The 15,872-nt window shown below is 68.2% G+C and carries 27 protein-coding genes; 1 reads left to right on the top strand and 26 read right to left on the bottom strand.

From position 1 onward, the window contains the following. Nucleotide 1 precedes the first annotated feature (1 nt). The gene (locus UWG_RS0123845; protein ID WP_016909713.1) at nucleotides 2-550 is read left to right on the top strand and encodes a YciI family protein; all 549 of its coding nucleotides are present in this window, start codon (nucleotides 2-4) and stop codon (nucleotides 548-550) included. Between the two features lie 233 nt (nucleotides 551-783). Here UWG_RS0123845 and truA read toward each other — a convergent pair whose 3' ends face one another. From truA to rplV, 26 genes are all read right to left on the bottom strand, one after another. Then, nucleotides 784-1,665, bottom strand: coding sequence for a tRNA pseudouridine(38-40) synthase TruA (truA, locus tag UWG_RS0123840; RefSeq protein WP_016909712.1), 882 nt, complete (start codon nucleotides 1,663-1,665; stop codon nucleotides 784-786). 93 nt (nucleotides 1,666-1,758) lie between these two features. After that, a complete protein-coding gene (gene rplQ, locus UWG_RS0123835; RefSeq protein ID WP_016909711.1) occupies nucleotides 1,759-2,250 on the bottom strand; it encodes a 50S ribosomal protein L17 in 492 nt (163 codons plus the stop codon). A 152-nt stretch (nucleotides 2,251-2,402) separates the two neighbouring features. Next, nucleotides 2,403-3,425, bottom strand: coding sequence for a DNA-directed RNA polymerase subunit alpha (locus tag UWG_RS0123830; protein WP_016909710.1), 1,023 nt, complete (start codon nucleotides 3,423-3,425; stop codon nucleotides 2,403-2,405). A gap of 151 nt (nucleotides 3,426-3,576) precedes the next feature. Continuing rightward, the gene (gene rpsD / locus UWG_RS0123825) at nucleotides 3,577-4,203 is read right to left on the bottom strand and encodes a 30S ribosomal protein S4 (protein ID WP_016909709.1); all 627 of its coding nucleotides are present in this window, start codon (nucleotides 4,201-4,203) and stop codon (nucleotides 3,577-3,579) included. A 40-nt stretch (nucleotides 4,204-4,243) separates the two neighbouring features. Beyond that, the gene (gene rpsK / locus UWG_RS0123820) at nucleotides 4,244-4,648 is read right to left on the bottom strand and encodes a 30S ribosomal protein S11 (protein ID WP_016909708.1); all 405 of its coding nucleotides are present in this window, start codon (nucleotides 4,646-4,648) and stop codon (nucleotides 4,244-4,246) included. A 119-nt stretch (nucleotides 4,649-4,767) separates the two neighbouring features. Beyond that, nucleotides 4,768-5,148: a 30S ribosomal protein S13 gene (gene rpsM / locus UWG_RS0123815; protein WP_016909707.1), complete on the bottom strand. Its 381-nt coding sequence runs from the start codon at nucleotides 5,146-5,148 to the stop codon at nucleotides 4,768-4,770. A gap of 220 nt (nucleotides 5,149-5,368) precedes the next feature. Continuing rightward, the gene (gene rpmJ / locus UWG_RS0123810) at nucleotides 5,369-5,482 is read right to left on the bottom strand and encodes a 50S ribosomal protein L36 (RefSeq protein WP_003956441.1); all 114 of its coding nucleotides are present in this window, start codon (nucleotides 5,480-5,482) and stop codon (nucleotides 5,369-5,371) included. A 67-nt stretch (nucleotides 5,483-5,549) separates the two neighbouring features. Then, nucleotides 5,550-5,771, bottom strand: a complete 222-nt coding sequence (gene infA / locus UWG_RS0123805) for a translation initiation factor IF-1 (protein ID WP_003948620.1) — start codon at nucleotides 5,769-5,771, stop codon at nucleotides 5,550-5,552. A 258-nt stretch (nucleotides 5,772-6,029) separates the two neighbouring features. Further along, nucleotides 6,030-6,866 carry a type I methionyl aminopeptidase gene (map, locus tag UWG_RS0123800; protein ID WP_016909706.1) on the bottom strand — a complete coding sequence of 279 codons (837 nt, stop codon included), beginning with the start codon at nucleotides 6,864-6,866 and terminating at the stop codon, nucleotides 6,030-6,032. Nucleotides 6,867-7,083: 217 nt separating this feature from the next. Further along, entirely contained in the window at nucleotides 7,084-7,734 is a 651-nt protein-coding gene (locus UWG_RS0123795) for an adenylate kinase (protein WP_016909705.1), read from the bottom strand. Further along, nucleotides 7,734-9,047 (bottom strand): preprotein translocase subunit SecY, encoded by a 1,314-nt coding sequence (gene secY / locus UWG_RS0123790; RefSeq protein ID WP_016909704.1) that lies wholly within the window; start codon nucleotides 9,045-9,047, stop codon nucleotides 7,734-7,736. Before secY ends, UWG_RS0123795 begins: the two co-directional genes overlap by 1 nt. Nucleotides 9,048-9,271: 224 nt before the next feature. Continuing rightward, nucleotides 9,272-9,736 carry a 50S ribosomal protein L15 gene (rplO, locus tag UWG_RS0123785; protein WP_016909703.1) on the bottom strand — a complete coding sequence of 155 codons (465 nt, stop codon included), beginning with the start codon at nucleotides 9,734-9,736 and terminating at the stop codon, nucleotides 9,272-9,274. Between the two features lies 1 nt (nucleotide 9,737). Next, entirely contained in the window at nucleotides 9,738-9,920 is a 183-nt protein-coding gene (gene rpmD, locus UWG_RS0123780; protein ID WP_016909702.1) for a 50S ribosomal protein L30, read from the bottom strand. After that, a complete protein-coding gene (gene rpsE, locus UWG_RS0123775) occupies nucleotides 9,920-10,522 on the bottom strand; it encodes a 30S ribosomal protein S5 (RefSeq protein WP_016909701.1) in 603 nt (200 codons plus the stop codon). The genes rpmD and rpsE overlap by 1 nt, the downstream gene beginning before the upstream one ends. Before the next feature lie 70 nt (nucleotides 10,523-10,592). Further along, nucleotides 10,593-10,976 carry a 50S ribosomal protein L18 gene (gene rplR / locus UWG_RS0123770; RefSeq protein ID WP_016909700.1) on the bottom strand — a complete coding sequence of 128 codons (384 nt, stop codon included), beginning with the start codon at nucleotides 10,974-10,976 and terminating at the stop codon, nucleotides 10,593-10,595. Nucleotides 10,977-10,979: 3 nt separating this feature from the next. Then, nucleotides 10,980-11,519, bottom strand: a complete 540-nt coding sequence (rplF, locus tag UWG_RS0123765) for a 50S ribosomal protein L6 (RefSeq protein ID WP_016909699.1) — start codon at nucleotides 11,517-11,519, stop codon at nucleotides 10,980-10,982. Between the two features lie 22 nt (nucleotides 11,520-11,541). Further along, nucleotides 11,542-11,940 (bottom strand): 30S ribosomal protein S8, encoded by a 399-nt coding sequence (gene rpsH, locus UWG_RS0123760; RefSeq protein ID WP_016909698.1) that lies wholly within the window; start codon nucleotides 11,938-11,940, stop codon nucleotides 11,542-11,544. 223 nt (nucleotides 11,941-12,163) lie between these two features. Then, the gene (locus tag UWG_RS0123755; protein WP_016909697.1) at nucleotides 12,164-12,349 is read right to left on the bottom strand and encodes a type Z 30S ribosomal protein S14; all 186 of its coding nucleotides are present in this window, start codon (nucleotides 12,347-12,349) and stop codon (nucleotides 12,164-12,166) included. A 1-nt stretch (nucleotide 12,350) separates the two neighbouring features. After that, nucleotides 12,351-12,911, bottom strand: coding sequence for a 50S ribosomal protein L5 (gene rplE, locus UWG_RS0123750; protein WP_016909696.1), 561 nt, complete (start codon nucleotides 12,909-12,911; stop codon nucleotides 12,351-12,353). Next, the gene (rplX, locus tag UWG_RS0123745; RefSeq protein ID WP_016909695.1) at nucleotides 12,911-13,234 is read right to left on the bottom strand and encodes a 50S ribosomal protein L24; all 324 of its coding nucleotides are present in this window, start codon (nucleotides 13,232-13,234) and stop codon (nucleotides 12,911-12,913) included. Before rplX ends, rplE begins: the two co-directional genes overlap by 1 nt. Before the next feature lie 2 nt (nucleotides 13,235-13,236). After that, nucleotides 13,237-13,605: a 50S ribosomal protein L14 gene (gene rplN / locus UWG_RS0123740; RefSeq protein ID WP_016909694.1), complete on the bottom strand. Its 369-nt coding sequence runs from the start codon at nucleotides 13,603-13,605 to the stop codon at nucleotides 13,237-13,239. Between the two features lie 137 nt (nucleotides 13,606-13,742). Continuing rightward, complete coding sequence (gene rpsQ / locus UWG_RS0123735; protein WP_016909693.1) at nucleotides 13,743-14,039, bottom strand: 30S ribosomal protein S17; 297 nt, start codon at nucleotides 14,037-14,039, stop codon at nucleotides 13,743-13,745. Continuing rightward, entirely contained in the window at nucleotides 14,039-14,263 is a 225-nt protein-coding gene (gene rpmC, locus UWG_RS0123730) for a 50S ribosomal protein L29 (RefSeq protein WP_016909692.1), read from the bottom strand. The genes rpsQ and rpmC overlap by 1 nt, the downstream gene beginning before the upstream one ends. Next, the gene (rplP, locus tag UWG_RS0123725) at nucleotides 14,263-14,682 is read right to left on the bottom strand and encodes a 50S ribosomal protein L16 (protein ID WP_016909691.1); all 420 of its coding nucleotides are present in this window, start codon (nucleotides 14,680-14,682) and stop codon (nucleotides 14,263-14,265) included. The genes rpmC and rplP overlap by 1 nt, the downstream gene beginning before the upstream one ends. A gap of 5 nt (nucleotides 14,683-14,687) precedes the next feature. Next, nucleotides 14,688-15,539: a 30S ribosomal protein S3 gene (gene rpsC, locus UWG_RS0123720; RefSeq protein WP_016909690.1), complete on the bottom strand. Its 852-nt coding sequence runs from the start codon at nucleotides 15,537-15,539 to the stop codon at nucleotides 14,688-14,690. Further along, the coding region (gene rplV, locus UWG_RS0123715; protein WP_016909689.1) for a 50S ribosomal protein L22 at nucleotides 15,539-15,872 on the bottom strand (334 nt) is incomplete at its 5' end. The genes rpsC and rplV, both read right to left, overlap by 1 nt.

Below are 15,872 nucleotides of genomic sequence, written 5' to 3'. Positions count from 1 at the left end.
CATGGAGTTCCTCTGCCACCACCGCGACCGGTCCGCCTCCCTGCCACTCCGCTACACGCTGCGGGAAGAGCACTGGACCTACATGGACCAGTACGCGAAGGAGATGATCGCCCGCGGCCCGACCCTCGCCGACGACGGCACACCCACCGGAAGCGTGCACATCGTCGACCTGCCCGACCCCGCCGCTGCCCGCGCATTCGCCTTCGACGAGCCGAACTACCAGGCCGGCGTCTACCGGGACGTGCTGTTACGACGGTGGCGCAACACGCTGGGGCGCACCATGCGGGACTTCCCCGCCGACCGGAGAGGCGGCAACCTGTACCTGGTGATCGGCCTCGGCGCAGGGCGAGCCGCGGACCTCGCGGTGCCGCCCGACCGCGACGAACTGATCGCCTACGGACCGTTGCTCTCCGACAACGGTGCCCGCTGGGTGGGCACGGCGGCACTGCTCCAGGCGCCGACCCCGATCACGGCGCGCGCCATCCTGACCCCGGACGAGTACACCGACATCGAGGTGCACAACTGGCAGTTCGGGGGCCGCCCGTCTTAGCCCGGATCGTCCCGTGGGCGCGCCGGCCTGACGCACGCCGCCGGTCCCCGTGGGTTCACGCCGAACGTCTGTCGGCTTATGCCGACTGACGGGCCTCCACGACCTCGGAAACGTCCGAGCAAGCGGTACCCCGCCTTCCCCGCCGTCCCGGTACGCCTGGTGGATTGCCGCGCCGCCGTGGCACACGTCCCATGCCGGCGACGGCTGTCAACCCGCCCCGCACCCCGACGAGTTCACCCGCAGCACCCCGAACCCCCGGGCAACGTCCGCCGGTTGCGCGCCTCGCGGTTCCGCTCGGCGAGGCGGCCGTCGGCCGGGTAGCCGACCTCCTCCAACGTCAGCCCGTGCGGGCGCACCACGTGCACGGCCGAGTCCCGCACCCCGGCGGCGAGCACCTTCGCGGGCCAGTGCGGACCGCGGTGTCCGTCGCCGACGAAGAGCAACGCGCCCACCAGCGCGCGCACCATGTTGTGGCAGAACGCGTCGGCGCGGACGGTCCCCTCCAGGACGCCGTCCTCCCGCCGCACCCAGTGGAGCTGCTGGAGGGTGCGGATGGTCGTGGCACCCTCGCGCTTCTTGCAGTACGCGGCGAAATCGTGCTCGCCCAGCAGCCCGGCCGCCGCCTCGTTCATCGCGTCGGCGTCCAACGGCCTGTTGTGCCAGAGGACATGGCCCCGCTGCAGGGGATCGACGCCTCCCGGATGATCGGCGACGCGGTACGCGTACCGCCGCCAGATCGCGGAGAACCGCGCGTCGAAGTGCGGGGCCGCCTCGGCCACCCGCCAGACGCGGACGTCCATCGGGAGCCGTCCCGCGAGACGCCGCAGCAACTGCGCGCCCTGCTCCTCCCAAAGCGCGGCCGGCAGGTCCACGTGCGCCACCTGCCCCCGCGCGTGCACGCCGGAGTCCGTACGGCCCGCAACGGTCAGCTCGGGCGCCGCGGCGCTGCGCGTCACCACCCGGAGCGCCTCCTCGATCTCCCCCTGCACCGTCCGCTGGCCCCGCTGCTTCGCCCAGCCCGCGAACTCCCGCCCGTCGTAGGCGAGATCGAGCCGCACCCGGACCCGCTCCCCCACTGCCGGGACCGCCCCGGCCGTACCGCTCAGCTCACTCACCCGTCGCTCCTCCCACCGACCGAAGAACCCCCGCGGACGGCGAACGGGCCCGCCCCCGAAGGAGCGGACCCGTCAGCCGGAAGTGCCGGAGGCTCAGGCGTCCTTGGACTCCTCGGCCTCGGTGTCCTCGGACTTCGCCTCGGCGTCCCCCTCGGACTTCGCCTCGGCGTCCTTGGCCGTGCGCTTCGTCGCCGCCTCGGCCTCGCCGACAGCGGCCTGCTGCACGGTGAGCGCCTCGACGAGCTCGATCACGGCCATCGGCGCGTTGTCGCCGCGACGCGGGCCGATCTTGGTGATGCGGGTATAACCGCCGGGGCGGTTCTCGTACCGCGGGCCGATCTCGGTGAAGAGGGTGTGCACCACGCCCTTGTCGGTGATGGTGCGCATGACCTGGCGACGGTTGTGCAGGTCGCCCTTCTTCGCCTTGGTGATCAGCCGCTCGGCGACCGGCCGCAGCTTCCGGGCCCGCGACTCCGTGGTGGTGATACGGCCGTACTCGAAGAGGTCCGTGGCGAGGTTCGCCAGCATGGCCTTCTGGTGCGCGGCACTGCCACCGAGACGGGGACCCTTGGTGGGCTTCGGCATCTTCTCTCTCCTTGAACTCTGCACCGGCCGTGTCAGGTACCGGTGTCAGGCCGACGAGGCGGGCGCCCCGCCGGTATCCGTACGCGCCACCGGCGCCTACGGCGCTCGGCCCGCGCACCGGGCGGACGCCGGGTGCGCGGGCCGAGAACGGCTCAGTACTGCTCGGTCTCCACGAAGCCCGCGTCCGCGTCGTCGTCGGCGCCGAAGGCGTCGGCGGCGGCGGTCGGGTCGAATCCGGGCGGGGAGTCCTTCAGCGCGAGGCCCATGCCGGCGAGCTTCGCCTTGACCTCGTCGATCGACTTCGCACCGAAGTTGCGGATGTCCAGCAGGTCCGCCTCGGAGCGCGCGACGAGCTCGCCCACGGAGTGGATGCCCTCGCGCTTGAGGCAGTTGTAGGAGCGGACGGTGAGCTCCAACTCCTCGATTGGCAGCGCCAGATCGGCGGCGAGCGCGGCGTCCGTCGGCGACGGGCCCATGTCGATGCCCTCGGCGTCGACGTTGAGCTCGCGCGCCAGGCCGAAGAGCTCGACGAGGGTCTTGCCCGCCGAGGCCATCGCGTCGCGCGGACGCATCGCCTGCTTCGTCTCGACGTCGACGATCAGCTTGTCGAAGTCGGTCCGCTGCTCGACACGGGTGGCCTCGACCTTGTAGGTCACCTTCAGCACCGGCGAGTAGATCGAGTCGACCGGGACGCGCCCGATCTCCTGGCCCACCTGCTTGTTCTGCACGGCGGAGACGTAGCCGCGGCCGCGCTCGACCGTGAGCTCCATCTCCAGCTTGCCCTTGCCGTTGAGGGTGGCGAGGACGAGGTCCGGGTTGTGCACCTCGACGCCGGCCGGCGGCGCGATGTCCGCGGCCGTCACGTGGCCGGGGCCCTGCTTGCGCAGGTACATCACGACCGGCTCGTCGTGCTCCGAGGAGACGACGAGGCTCTTGATGTTGAGGATCAGGTCGGTGACGTCCTCCTTGACGCCCGGCACGGTCGAGAACTCGTGCAGGACGCCGTCGATCCGGATGCTCGTCACGGCGGCACCGGGGATCGAGGAAAGGAGCGTACGACGCAGGGAGTTACCGAGGGTGTAGCCGAACCCCGGCTCCAGCGGCTCGATCACGAACCGCGAGCGGAACTCGTCGACGACCTCTTCGGTGAGAGAGGGGCGCTGAGCGATCAGCATGGGGTGTGTCCTCCAGTCTTCGGCAACCGCTATTTGATGCCGATCACCGGGCCGCATCCGACACGGCACGGTGTTCTTGCAAGGGTACGGGCGCCGCGGCGGAACCGGACCGCGAAGTCCGGCCACCGCGGGCCCGTACCGGTGCGAGCTGCTACTTGGAGTAGAGCTCGACGATGAGCTGCTCCTGCACCTGGGTGTCGATCACCTGGCGCTCGGGCAGCGAGTGGACGAGGATGCGCAGCTGCGACGGGACCGCCTCGAGCCATGCCGGCACCGTCCGCTCGCCGGCCTCCGCCTGAGCCACCTGGAAGGGAACCAGGTTCCTGGCGCCCTGGCGGACCTCGACGATGTCGTTGACGCTGACCCGCGCCGACGGGATGTCGGTCTTGCGGCCGTTGAGCTGGATGTGACCGTGCTTCACCAACTGGCGAGCGTGGTCACGGGACTTCGCGAAGCCCGCCCGGTAGACCACGTTGTCCAGACGGGTCTCCAGGATGCGCAGCAGGTTCTCGCCTGTCTTGCCCTGCTGGCGGTTGGCCTCGGTGAAGTACCCGCGGAACTGCTTCTCCAGAACGCCGTAGATGCGCGCGGCCTTCTGCTTCTCGCGCTTCTGCAGCAGGTACTCGGAGTCCTTGGTGCGCCCGCGCCCGTGCTCACCCGGGGGGTAAGGACGGATCTCGATCGGGCACTTCGCGCTCTCGCACTTGCTCCCCTTGAGGAAGAGCTTCTGCTTCTCCCGACGGCAACGCTTGCAGTCGGCCCCGGTGTAACGCGCCATTGTCTTGTTGATCTCCTATTTTCTTCTGGAGTCCGCGGAATCAGACCCGGCGGCGCTTGGGCGGGCGGCAGCCGTTGTGCGGGGTCGGGGTGACGTCCTGGATCGAACCCACCTCGAGGCCGGTGGCCTGGAGCGAGCGGATCGCGGTCTCACGGCCGGAGCCGGGGCCCTTGACGAAGACGTCGACCTTGCGCATGCCGTGCTCCTGCGCGCGACGAGCGGCGTTCTCCGCGGCCATCTGCGCAGCGAACGGCGTCGACTTCCGCGAGCCCTTGAAGCCGACGTGGCCGGCCGAGGCCCAGGAGATCACGTTGCCGGTCGGGTCAGTGATCGAAACGATGGTGTTGTTGAACGTGCTCTTGATGTGAGCGTGCCCGTGGGCAACGTTCTTCTTTTCCTTGCGGCGCACCTTCTTGGCGGCGGCCGCACGGCCCTTCGGAGGCATAGCTGAAAACTCCCGTGGAGGTGGTCGGTCCTGCAACGCGGACCGCGTGTACGTCCGCGGCGGCCGGGCGGTGGTTCAGACCCGTGCGCCTCGACGGCCGCGGCAGCGTCCGGTGCGGACTACTTCTTGCCCGGCTTCTTCTTGCCGGCGATCGCGCGACGCGGCCCCTTGCGGGTGCGGGCGTTGGTCTTCGTGCGCTGACCGTGGACCGGGAGCCCGCGCCTGTGGCGCAGGCCCTCGTAGCAGCCGATCTCGACCTTGCGGCGGATGTCGGCCTGGATCTCGCGGCGGAGGTCACCCTCCACCTGGAGGTTGTTGTCCACGTACTCGCGCAGCTTGACCAGGTCCTCCTCGGCGAGGTCCCGGACGCGGACGTCGGGGCTGACCCCGGTCTCGGTCACGGTCTGCCGGGCGAGGGTGCGCCCGATGCCGAAGACGTAGGTGAGGGCGACCTCGATGCGCTTCTCACGCGGGAGGTCGACGCCTGCGAGGCGTGCCATGGGATGTGGCTCCTGTTGTGTTCGTAGGAGGTCTGCCGCAGCGCCGTCCCCCGGTTTGACGTGCCCGGCCGCCGGAGCGGTACGGACCCGAGGCACACGAGGTCCCCGGCCTCCTGCCGGGGGTGTCGTCCCCTGCTGGGCAGGGGGGTCGGGCGCTGCGTATGTACTTGTGATTCGCGTCGCGCGAAGAACCGCGAGGGTGCGAAGGGGTCGGCTGCGGTCAGCCCTGGCGCTGCTTGTGGCGCAGGTTGTCGCAGATGACCATGACCCGGCCGTGGCGGCGGATCACCTTGCACTTGTCGCAGATCTTCTTGACGCTCGGCTTGACCTTCATGGGTGTGAGGTTCTCCGGGTCAGTCCGCCACCCCACGGGACGTGGGATCGCGGCTCGATCTGTCGCTCTACTTGTAGCGGTAGACGATCCGTCCGCGCGTCAGGTCGTAGGGGGAGAGTTCCACCACGACCCTGTCGTCGGGGAGGATACGGATGTAGTGCATCCGCATCTTGCCGCTGATGTGCGCGAGGACCTGGTGTCCGTTCTGGAGCTCCACCTTGAACATCGCGTTCGGGAGAGACTCGACGACGGTGCCCTCGATCTCGATGGCCCCTTGTTTTTTGGCCATGCTTGAGCGCTTCACCTTCCGGGATCGGCTACCTACCTTCTGATCGACTCGGGACGCTCGGCAGTCCGTCGCTGGGCACACGGGCCCCGGGCCGGAGAAACCGGAACCGGGGAGTCGGTGAACAGCGCAGGGCATACCGCTAGACCTGGGCCGACGAGCCATCCTACGGCAGTGACCCCGGAAAGACGAATCCCGGATTCTCCCCAACGAACCGGCTCCTTATGTCAGGTAGCCCGGAATCGGAGCGCCCCGCGGGGTTCAGGCGATCGGATCGGGTGCCGTCTCGACGCCGTGCTCCGCGAGCTTCGCCTTCCCGCCGTCCGGCGCCGTCAGCACGATGGGCCCCTCCTCGGTGAGCGCCACCGAGTGCTCCCAGTGGCTCGACCACGTACCGTCGTTGGTCTTCACCGTCCAGTCGTCGGAGAGGACGTGCGTCTTCGGGGTGCCGAGGCTCACCATCGGCTCGATCGCCAGGCACATGCCGGGCACCAGCTTCGGGCCGCGGCCGCGGCGGCGGTCGACGTAGTTGAGCAGGTGCGGGTCCATGTGCATCTGCGAGCCGATGCCGTGGCCCCCGTAGTCCTCGACGATCCCGTACTTGCCGGACGCCGGGAGGGGCTGCCTGCGGATGTACCCCTCGATCGCCTTCGAGACGTCGACGAGCCGGTTCCCCTTGCGGACGGCCGCGATCCCCGCCCACATCGACTCCTCGGTCACCCGGCTCAGTTCGCGGAGCTCAGCCGAGTGCCCCTCCCCCACGAAGACGGTGAGCGCCGCGTCGCCGTGCCAGCCGTCGACGATCGCGCCGGCGTCGATCGAGAGCAGGTCGCCGGCCTTCAGCACCGTCCCGCGGTCCGGGATGCCGTGCACGACGATGTCGTTGACCGAGGTGCAGATGTTGCCGGGAAACCCGCCGTAGCCGAGGAAGTTGGGCTTGGCGCCGTGGTCGGCGAGGACCTTCGCCGCGACCTCGTCGAGGTCCTTGGTGGTCGCCCCGGGGACGGCGGCCTCGGCGCAGGCGCGGTGGATCGCGGCGACCACCAGCCCCGCCTCGCGCATCTTCGCGATCTGCTCCGGGGTCTTGATCTCCACCATGGCGAACGTCGCCTTCCTGCACCGAGGGTTGCTGTCGATTGCTCGCGGTCGCTGACGGGCCGCACCCGGCACCGCGGAGCGCGGTGCCGGCGAGGGCGCCGCGGTACCGCCCGACAAGTCTGCCACCCGCGGCCGTGGAAGGAGACCCCGCAGGACGTCTCGCGGCCCGTGCCCCCGCGGCGGGGGCACGGGCCGCGTGAGCCGCTGCGCCGCTGGCTCAGCCCCTGCCGAGGGCCGCCATCGCGCGGCCCGTCACCTCGGTGACGGAGCCGAGCGCGGAGATGGTCGTCACCAGCCCCTGCTCGCGGTAGTGCTCGATGATCGGCTCGGTCTCCTCGTGGTAGACGGCGAGGCGCTTTCGCACCGTCTCCTCGCGGTCGTCGTCCCGCTGGTAGAGCTCGCCGCCGCAGATGTCGCAGACGCCCTCCTGCTTCGGGGCGCTGTACTCCACGTGGAAGACGTGGCTGCTGTCGCTGCGGCAGATGCGGCGGCCGGCGATCCTCTTGACGATCTCCTCCTCGGGGACCTCCAGATCGAGGACGGCGTCGAGCTCCTCGCCGTCCTCTTTGAGGATGCCGTCGAGCGACTCGGCCTGCGCGATGTTCCGCGGGAATCCGTCGAGCAGGAATCCGTTCGCCGCGTCGGGCTCGGACATGCGGTCCTTCGCCATGCCGATGGTGACCTCGTCGGGTACCAACTGCCCTGCCCGCATGTACTCCTGTGCCTTCTGCCCGAGCTCGGTGCCCTGGCTGATGTTGGCGCGGAAGAGATCTCCGGTGGAGATGTGCGGAATGGAGAGTTTCTCGGCGAGGACAGTGGCCTGCGTGCCCTTACCCGCGCCAGGCGGTCCGACGAGGACGATTCGCATCAGCGGAGGAACCCTTCGTAATGGCGCTGCTGGAGCTGGCTCTCGATCTGCTTCACAGTTTCGAGTCCGACGCCCACGATGATCAGGATGCTCGTCCCGCCGAAGGGGAAGTCCTGCTGAGCGTTGAACAAGATCAGCGCGACGGTCGGCACCAGGGCGATCAGCCCCAGGTACAGAGAGCCCGGCCACGTGATGCGGTTCAGTACGTAGCTCAGGTACTCCGCGGTGGGACGACCGGCCCGGATGCCCGGGATGAAGCCACCATACTTCTTCATGTTGTCGGCAACTTCCTCGGGGTTGAAGGAGATGGCGACGTAGAAGAAGGCGAAGAAGACGATGAGTACGAAGTACGTCACGATGTAGAGCGGGTGGTCACCCTTGACGAAGTGCGCCTGAATCCATTCCGCCCATCCTGCTTGCGAACCGCTGAACTGAACGATCAGCGCCGGAATGTAGAGGAGGGAGGAGGCGAAGATGACCGGGATCACACCGGCTTGGTTGACCTTCAGCGGAATGTAGGTCGAGGTGCCGCCGTAACTCCTGCGCCCGATCATGCGCTTCGCGTACTGGACGGGGATGCGCCGCTGCGCCTGCTCGACGAAGACGACGAGCGCGACCATCGCGAGACCGCAGAGGATCACCGCACCGAACTCGATCCAACCGTCGGCGAGCTTGCCCTGCTTCTTGATCGACCAGAGCGCACCGGGGAACCCGGCCGAGATGGAGACGAACATCAGGATGGACATGCCGTTGCCGATGCCGCGGTCGGTGATGAGCTCACCGAGCCACATGATCAGCGCCGTGCCGGCCGTCATCGTGAGCACCATCGTGATCGTGGTGAAGATCGAGCTGTTCGGCACGATTTCGTTGGCGACCGAGCAGTTCTGGAAGAGGCTGCCGCTGCGCGCGGTGGCGACGAGGCCCGTCGCCTGCAGGACCGCGAGCGCGACCGTCAGATAACGGGTGTACTGGGTGATCTTCGCCTGTCCTGCCTGCCCCTCCTTCTTCAGCGCCTCGAGCCGCGGGATGACCACGACGAGGAGCTGGAGGATGATGCTGGCCGTGATGTACGGCATGATGCCGAGCGCGAAGATGGTGATCTGGAGCAGCGCACCGCCGCTGAACATGTTGACGAGCCCGAAGAGCCCGGACTGGTTCTGCGCTTCGTCCATGCACTGCTGGACGTTCTGGTAACTCACGCCCGGCACGGGGATGTGGGCTCCCACCCGGAAGAGCACCATGATGCCGAGCGTGAAGAGCAGCTTCTTACGCAGGTCGGGCGTCTGAAACGCTCGGGCGAACGCGGTGAGCACGGTGCCTCCTGCGCCCCCCGCGATCAACCACGCGAGAGGTGACGGTCTTGAGGATCGACGGATATTCGACTACGCGACCGCGAGACGACCCCACGGTCACAAGCAACAGCGCACGACACCTTACCGGCGACTGCACCGCCCTAGAAACGACCGGCTGAGAAACAACCGCCGGGGACGCCCCGTTGGGGCGCCCCCGGCGAAGTTGAGTCAACCGCCCAACGAACTCAGGAGAGTTCGGTGACGGTTCCGCCCGCGGCGGTGATCTTCTCCTTCGCCGAGCTGGAGACCTTGTCGACGGTCACCTGCACTGCGACGGGAATGTCGCCGGAGCCGAGCACCTTCACGAGCTCGTTCTTGCGTACCGCGCCCTTGGCGACCAGGTCGTCCTTGGTCACCTCGCCGCCCTGCGGGTAGAGGGCGGCCAGCTTCTCCAGGTTGACGACCTGGAAGTGCTTGTGACCCGGGTTGTTGAAGCCCCGACGCTTGGGCAGCCGCATCTGGAGCGGCAGTTGCCCGCCCTCGAAGCCGGCGGGGACCTGGTAGCGGGCCTTGGTGCCCTTGGTGCCACGTCCGGCCGTCTTGCCCTTGGAAGCCTCACCGCGACCCACACGGGTCTTGGCGGTCTTCGCGCCGGGCGCCGGCCGGAGGTTGTGGACCTTCAGCGGCTTGCTCTCGGAAGAGTCAGCCATCTCAGTCGACCTCCTCGACCGTGATGAGGTGCTGTACGGAATGCACCATTCCGCGCACCTCGGGACGGTCCTCCTTGACGGCCACGTCGTTGACGCGCTTGAGACCGAGAGTCCGCAGCGTGTCTCGGTGGTTCTGCTTCGTCCCGATGACGGACTTGTTCTGCGTGATCTTCAGGCGAGCCATTACGCGCTCACCCCGGCACGGGCGCGCAGCAGGGCCGCGGGCGCCACGTCCTCGAGCGGCAGACCGCGGCGGGCCGCGATCTCCTCCGGGCGCTGGAGGCCGCGCAGGGCGGCCACCGTGCCGTGGACGATGTTGATCGGGTTCGACGAGCCGAGCGACTTGCTCAGCACGTCGTGGATGCCCGCGCACTCCAGCACGGCGCGCACCGGGCCGCCGGCGATCACACCGGTACCGGGGGAAGCCGGCTTCAGCAGCACGACGCCCGCGGCCTCCTCACCCTGGATCGGGTGCGGGATGGTGCCCTGGATACGCGGGACCTTGAAGAAGTGCTTCTTGGCCTCCTCGACGCCCTTGGCGATGGCGGCCGGCACCTCCTTGGCCTTGCCGTACCCGACACCCACGGTGCCGTCGCCGTCGCCCACCACGACGAGCGCGGTGAAGCTGAAGCGACGACCACCCTTGACAACCTTGGCGACACGGTTGATCGCGACAACGCGCTCAACGTACGCGGTCTTCTCGGCAGCAGCGCCGCCGTCCCGGCCCTTCCGGTCCCGCCGCTCGCCGCCACCGGCGCCGCCACCGCGGCGCTGGGGTCCAGCCATTGGATTTACCTCTCTCATCTACGCCCGCGGGCGCCGAAGCGCCCACGGGGCCCATAGCTCTTCGGCCGGCTCAGAAGTTGAGACCGGCCTCGCGAGCGGCGTCAGCCAGGGCGGCGATCCGCCCCGCGTACTTGTTTCCACCACGGTCGAAGACGACGGCCTCGATGCCGGCGGCCTTCGCGCGCTCGGCGACGAGCGCGCCGACCTGCCTGGCCGCCTCGCTCTTGTCGCCCTCGCCGCCGCGGATGGACGGGTCGAGGGACGAGGCCGAGGCGACGGTGTGGCCGATGGTGTCGTCGATGACCTGAGCGGTCATGTTCCGGTTGGAGCGAGTGACCACGAGCCTGGGGCGCTCGGGAGTGCCCGAGACCTTCTTCCGGATGCGCAGGTGCCGGCGCTTGGCGGCAGCCCGCTTGTAAGCGTCGCCCTTAGCGATCTTCACGCCGTATGTCATGGCTTACTTACCAGCCTTTCCGACCTTGCGGCGGATGGTCTCGCCGGCGTACTTCACGCCCTTGGCCTTGTACGGGTCGGGCCTCCGCAGCTTGCGGATGTTGGCGGCGACCTCGCCGACCTTCTGCTTGTCGATCCCCTCGACCGTCAGCTTGGTCGGCGACTCGACCTTGAAGGAGATGCCCTCGGGCGCCTCCACCACGATCGGGTGGCTGTAGCCAAGCGAGAACTCCAGGTCGGAGCCCTTCGCCTGGACGCGGTAACCGACACCGCTGATCTCAAGGTCCTTGGTGAATCCCGTGGTCACGCCAGTGATCATGTTCGCCACCAGCGTCCGGGACAGACCGTGCAGGGCCTTGTTCCGAGTCTCGTCGTTGGGACGGGTGACGAGGATCTCGCCCTCCTCGCCCCTGGCGACCTCGATGGGCTCAGAGACGGTCTGCGCGAGGGAGCCCTTGGGGCCCTTCACCGCGACGCTCTGGCCTTCGATGGTGACGTCCACACCGGCGGGAACCTGGATGGGGAGCTTGCCGATACGCGACATTGCTTTTCTCCTCCGTTCCCGACTACCAGACGTAGGCGAGGACTTCCCCGCCCACACCCTTCTTGCTGGCCTGCCGGTCGGTCAGCAGACCGTGGGACGTGGAGATGATCGCCACGCCCAGGCCGCCGAGAACCTTCGGCAGGTTGGTGGACTTTGCGTAGACCCGCAGACCCGGCTTGGAGATCCGCTTGATGCCGGCGATCGAGCGCTCGCGGTTCGGGCCGAACTTCAGCTCGACGACGAGGCTCTTGCCGACCTTGGCGTCCTCGGTCTTCCAGCCGGTGATGTAGCCCTCCTGCTGGAGGATCTCCGCGATGTGCGACTTGATCTTGCTGTGCGGCATCGACACCGAGTCGTGGTAAGCCGAGTTCGCGTTCCGCAGACGCGTCAACATGTCTGCGATTGGGTCGGTCATGGTCATGTGATGGCCTTCGGCCTCTCTCGCCGGGGTTTCCTGTCTGCACCGTCCTTCTCCCCGAGCTTGTCGGGACAGGTGTGGCGCGGGGACCTGCGGCGTAGTCGAATCCATTGGCGGGCGGTGCCCGCTCCGGTCGTGGGCGTCGGGCCGGCCCCCACCAGGTTAGGCGATCGCCCCACCTGCGGAGTCCGGGCCCGGCGCCCGGTGAGCTACCGGGAGCCTGCGGTTACCAGGAGCTCTTGGTCACGCCCGGCAGCTCGCCGCGGTGCGCCATCTGACGGAGGCACACGCGGCAGAGGCCGAACTTGCGGTACACCGATTGCGGACGGCCGCAGCGCTGGCAGCGCGTGTAGCCGCGGACCGCGAACTTCGGCTTGCGGTTGGCCTTGGCGATCAGGGCCTTCTTCGCCATGTCAGTTCTCCTTGAAAGGGAAGCCGAGGTGACGCAGGAGGGAGCGGCCCTCGTCGTCGGCGGTCGCCGTGGTGACCACGGTGATGTCCATGCCCCGGACCCGGTCGATCTTGTCGGGGTCGATCTCGTGGAACATGACCTGCTCGGTGAGACCGAAGGTGTAGTTGCCCCGACCGTCGAACTGCTTCGGCGAAAGACCGCGGAAGTCGCGGATGCGCGGCAGCGCCAGCGACAGCAGGCGGTCAAGGAACTCCCACATGCGGTCGCCGCGCAGCGTGACGTGCGCGCCGATCGGCTGCCCCTCGCGCAGCTTGAACTGCGCAATGGACTTGCGGGCCTTGGTGATCGCCGGCTTCTGGCCCGTGATGGTGGCGAGGTCGCGGACCGCGCCGTCCATCAGCTTCGAGTCACGGGCGGCGTCGCCGACACCCATGTTGACCACGATCTTGGTCAGCCCCGGGATCTGCATGACGTTCTCGTACTTGAACTCGTCCTGCAGCTTGCCCTGGATCTCTTCGCGGTAGCGCTGCTTCAGGCGCGGCGCTTCAGTGGTGGCAGTCATCAGATGTCCTCACCGGTCCGCTTGGCAACGCGGATCTTGTTGCCGTCCTCGTCGAAGCGGTATCCGATGCGAGTGACGACCTTATTGCCGTCCTTCTCCACCACGAGCTGAACGTTGCTCACGTGGATCGGAGCCTCGGTCGTGACGATGCCCCCGGTCTTCGAACCGCGAGCCGTCTGCCCGGCCTTGGTGTGCTTCTTGACCCGGTTGACACCCTCGACGATGACGCGGTCCTCGCGCGGGTAGGCCACGATGACCTTGCCCTGCTTGCCCTTGTCCTTGCCGGTGATGACCTGAACCAGGTCGCCCTTCTTGATCTTCATGGTCACAGCACCTCAGGGGCGAGCGAGATGATCTTCATGAACTTCTTCTCGCGCAGCTCTCGGCCGACGGGGCCGAAGATGCGGGTGCCACGCGGGTCGCCGTCGTTCTTGAGGATGACGGCCGCGTTCTCGTCGAAGCGGATGTACGAGCCGTCGGGGCGGCGGCGCTCCTTCACGGTGCGCACGATGACCGCCTTGACGATGTCGCCCTTCTTCACGTTCCCACCCGGGATCGCGTCCTTGATGGTAGCGACGACGACGTCACCGATGCCCGCGTAGCGCCGGCCCGAGCCACCGAGAACACGGATGGTGAGGATCTCCTTGGCACCCGTGTTGTCGGCGACGCGCAGCCGAGACTCCTGCTGGATCACGTCTATCTCCTGATCGTCTGCCGGTTCCCGGAGGGGTGCGCCACCGAGGTGAGCACCCCACCGAGCCTGGCGGAACCTGCCCTGGGGTCAGCCCCAGGCTGTATGAACGGAACCTCCTGGCGGAGGCCCCTGGTTGGCTACTTGGCCTTCTCGAGGATCTCGACGACGCGCCAGCGCTTGGTCGCGGAGAGCGGCCTGGTCTCCATGAGGAGAACGCGGTCCCCGACACCAGCGGTGTTCTGCTCGTCGTGCGCCTTGTACTTCTGCGTACGGCGGATGACCTTGCCGTACAGCGAGTGCTTCACACGGTCCTCGACAGCGACGACGACGGTCTTGTCCATCTTGTCGCTGACGACCAGGCCCTGGGCCGTCTTGCGAAAACCCCGGCCGGCGGCGGTGCCGCTGTTCTTCTCAGTCACATTCGTCTCGCTCATCAGGCGCTCTCCACCGTCTCGATGCCCAGCTCGCGCTCACGCATCAGGGTGTAGATCCGGGCGATCTCCTTGCGGACGGCCTTCAGCCGACCGTGGTTCTCGAGCTGCCCGGTCGCCGCCTGGAAGCGGAGCTTGAACAGCTCGTCCTTGGCCTCGCGGAGCTTGGTGACAAGCTCCTCGTTGCCCAGCTCGCGCAGCTCGGACGCCTTGGTTCCGGCCGCCATCACGCGTCACCTGCCTCGCGCCGCACGATGCGGCACTTCATCGGAAGCTTGTGAGCAGCGCGGGTGAGCGCCTCACGAGCAATCTTCTCGTTCGGGTAGGACAGTTCGAACATCACGCGACCAGGCTTGACGTTCGCGATCCACCACTCCGGCGAGCCCTTGCCCGAACCCATGCGGGTCTCGGCGGGCTTCTTCGTCAGCGGGCGGTCGGGGAAGATGTTGATCCACACCTTGCCGCCACGCTTGATGTGCCGGGTCATCGAGATACGTGCGGCCTCGATCTGCCGGTTGGTGACGTACGCGCCGGTGACGGCCTGGATGCCGTACTCGCCGAACGCGACCTCGGTACCGCCCTTGGCCATCCCCTTGCGCTTGGGGTGGTGCTGCTTGCGGTGCTTGACCCTGCGCGGGATCAGCATGACGGTCAGCCCTCCGTTCCGCCGCTAGTCGAGGACGAGCCCTCAGCCGCGGGAGCGCTGGCGGCCTCGGCCTTCGGGGCCTCGGTGGCGCCGGCGCCCTGCGCCTCGCGGTTCTGCGGCTTGCGGCCGCGGCCACCGCGCTCGCCGCCCCGACGGGGACGGTCGTTGCCACCGCCGCGCGACGGGCGGTTGCCCGCGCGGGCCGCGGCGTTCTCGGCGCGCACCTCGGCGATGTTCTTGACGTCGCCCTTGTAGATCCAGACCTTCACACCGATCCGGCCGAAGGTGGTACGGGCCTCGAAGAAGCCGTAGTCCACGTTGGCGCGCAGCGTGTGCAGCGGCACCCGGCCCTCGCGGTAGAACTCCGAACGGGACATCTCGGCCCCGCCCAGGCGTCCACCGCACTGGATCTTGATGCCCTTGGCTCCGGCCTTCATCGTCGTCTGCATGCTCTTGCGCATCGCGCGACGGAACGACACACGCGACGAGAGCTGCTCGGCGACGGCCTGGGCCACCAGCTGGGCGTCGGTCTCAGGGTTCTTGACCTCGAGGATGTTGAACTGGATCTGCTTGCCGGTGAGCTTCTCCAGGTTCCCGCGCAGGCGGTCGGCCTCGGCGCCGCGGCGGCCGATGACGATGCCGGGGCGGGCGGTGTGGACGTCGACGCGAACCCGGTCACGGGTGCGCTCGATCTCCACCTTGGAGATACCGGCCCGCTCCATGCCCTGCGTGAGCATGCGGCGGATCGCGACGTCTTCCTTGACGTAGTCCTTGTACAGCTTGTCGGCGTACCACCGGGACTTGAAGTCCGTGGTGATGCCGAGCCGGAACCCGTGCGGGTTTACCTTCTGGCCCATTACCGGGTTCCTTCCTTGCTGCTCACGACCACGGTGATGTGGCTCGTCCGCTTCCGGACTCGGTACGCGCGGCCCTGCGCGCGCGGCCGGAACCGCTTCAGGGTCGGGCCCTCGTCGACGTACGCCTCCGAGATGAAGAGCGTGTCGGCGTCCGTGTGGTCGTAGTTGTGCGCGGCGTTGGCGATGGCGCTGTCGAGCACCTTGCCGACCGGCACGCTCGCGGCCTGCGGGGCGAAACGCAGGACCGCCTGAGCCTCCGTGGCGTCCATGCCACGGACAAGGTCCACCACCCGGCGGGCCTTCATGGGCGTGACGCGCACGTAGCGCGCGGAG

Origin of the sequence: Streptomyces xiaopingdaonensis (assembly GCF_000262345.1) — a bacterium.
Lineage (GTDB): Bacteria > Actinomycetota > Actinomycetes > Streptomycetales > Streptomycetaceae > Streptomyces > Streptomyces xiaopingdaonensis.
This window is presented reverse-complemented; position numbering and strand designations above follow the sequence as displayed.

What these genes read in the sequence shown, in the direction of transcription:
- UWG_RS0123845 (WP_016909713.1), top strand. Translation starts at nt 2, where the DNA reads ATGGAGTTCCTCTGCCACCACCGCGACCGGTCCGCCTCCCTGCCACTC.
- rplQ (WP_016909711.1), bottom strand. Translation starts at nt 2,250, where the DNA reads ATGCCGAAGCCCACCAAGGGTCCCCGTCTCGGTGGCAGTGCCGCGCAC.
- UWG_RS0123830 (WP_016909710.1), bottom strand. Translation starts at nt 3,425, where the DNA reads ATGCTGATCGCTCAGCGCCCCTCTCTCACCGAAGAGGTCGTCGACGAG.
- rpsD (WP_016909709.1), bottom strand. Translation starts at nt 4,203, where the DNA reads ATGGCGCGTTACACCGGGGCCGACTGCAAGCGTTGCCGTCGGGAGAAG.
- rpsK (WP_016909708.1), bottom strand. Translation starts at nt 4,648, where the DNA reads ATGCCTCCGAAGGGCCGTGCGGCCGCCGCCAAGAAGGTGCGCCGCAAG.
- rpsM (WP_016909707.1), bottom strand. Translation starts at nt 5,148, where the DNA reads ATGGCACGCCTCGCAGGCGTCGACCTCCCGCGTGAGAAGCGCATCGAG.
- rpmJ (WP_003956441.1), bottom strand. Translation starts at nt 5,482, where the DNA reads ATGAAGGTCAAGCCGAGCGTCAAGAAGATCTGCGACAAGTGCAAGGTG.
- infA (WP_003948620.1), bottom strand. Translation starts at nt 5,771, where the DNA reads ATGGCCAAAAAACAAGGGGCCATCGAGATCGAGGGCACCGTCGTCGAG.
- map (WP_016909706.1), bottom strand. Translation starts at nt 6,866, where the DNA reads ATGGTGGAGATCAAGACCCCGGAGCAGATCGCGAAGATGCGCGAGGCG.
- UWG_RS0123795 (WP_016909705.1), bottom strand. Translation starts at nt 7,734, where the DNA reads ATGCGAATCGTCCTCGTCGGACCGCCTGGCGCGGGTAAGGGCACGCAG.
- rplO (WP_016909703.1), bottom strand. Translation starts at nt 9,736, where the DNA reads ATGGCTGACTCTTCCGAGAGCAAGCCGCTGAAGGTCCACAACCTCCGG.
- rpmD (WP_016909702.1), bottom strand. Translation starts at nt 9,920, where the DNA reads ATGGCTCGCCTGAAGATCACGCAGAACAAGTCCGTCATCGGGACGAAG.
- rpsE (WP_016909701.1), bottom strand. Translation starts at nt 10,522, where the DNA reads ATGGCTGGACCCCAGCGCCGCGGTGGCGGCGCCGGTGGCGGCGAGCGG.
- rplR (WP_016909700.1), bottom strand. Translation starts at nt 10,976, where the DNA reads ATGACATACGGCGTGAAGATCGCTAAGGGCGACGCTTACAAGCGGGCT.
- rplF (WP_016909699.1), bottom strand. Translation starts at nt 11,519, where the DNA reads ATGTCGCGTATCGGCAAGCTCCCCATCCAGGTTCCCGCCGGTGTGGAC.
- rpsH (WP_016909698.1), bottom strand. Translation starts at nt 11,940, where the DNA reads ATGACCATGACCGACCCAATCGCAGACATGTTGACGCGTCTGCGGAAC.
- UWG_RS0123755 (WP_016909697.1), bottom strand. Translation starts at nt 12,349, where the DNA reads ATGGCGAAGAAGGCCCTGATCGCCAAGGCCAACCGCAAGCCGAAGTTC.
- rplE (WP_016909696.1), bottom strand. Translation starts at nt 12,911, where the DNA reads ATGACTGCCACCACTGAAGCGCCGCGCCTGAAGCAGCGCTACCGCGAA.
- rplX (WP_016909695.1), bottom strand. Translation starts at nt 13,234, where the DNA reads ATGAAGATCAAGAAGGGCGACCTGGTTCAGGTCATCACCGGCAAGGAC.
- rpsQ (WP_016909693.1), bottom strand. Translation starts at nt 14,039, where the DNA reads ATGAGCGAGACGAATGTGACTGAGAAGAACAGCGGCACCGCCGCCGGC.
- rpmC (WP_016909692.1), bottom strand. Translation starts at nt 14,263, where the DNA reads ATGGCGGCCGGAACCAAGGCGTCCGAGCTGCGCGAGCTGGGCAACGAG.
- rplP (WP_016909691.1), bottom strand. Translation starts at nt 14,682, where the DNA reads ATGCTGATCCCGCGCAGGGTCAAGCACCGCAAGCAGCACCACCCCAAG.
- rpsC (WP_016909690.1), bottom strand. Translation starts at nt 15,539, where the DNA reads ATGGGCCAGAAGGTAAACCCGCACGGGTTCCGGCTCGGCATCACCACG.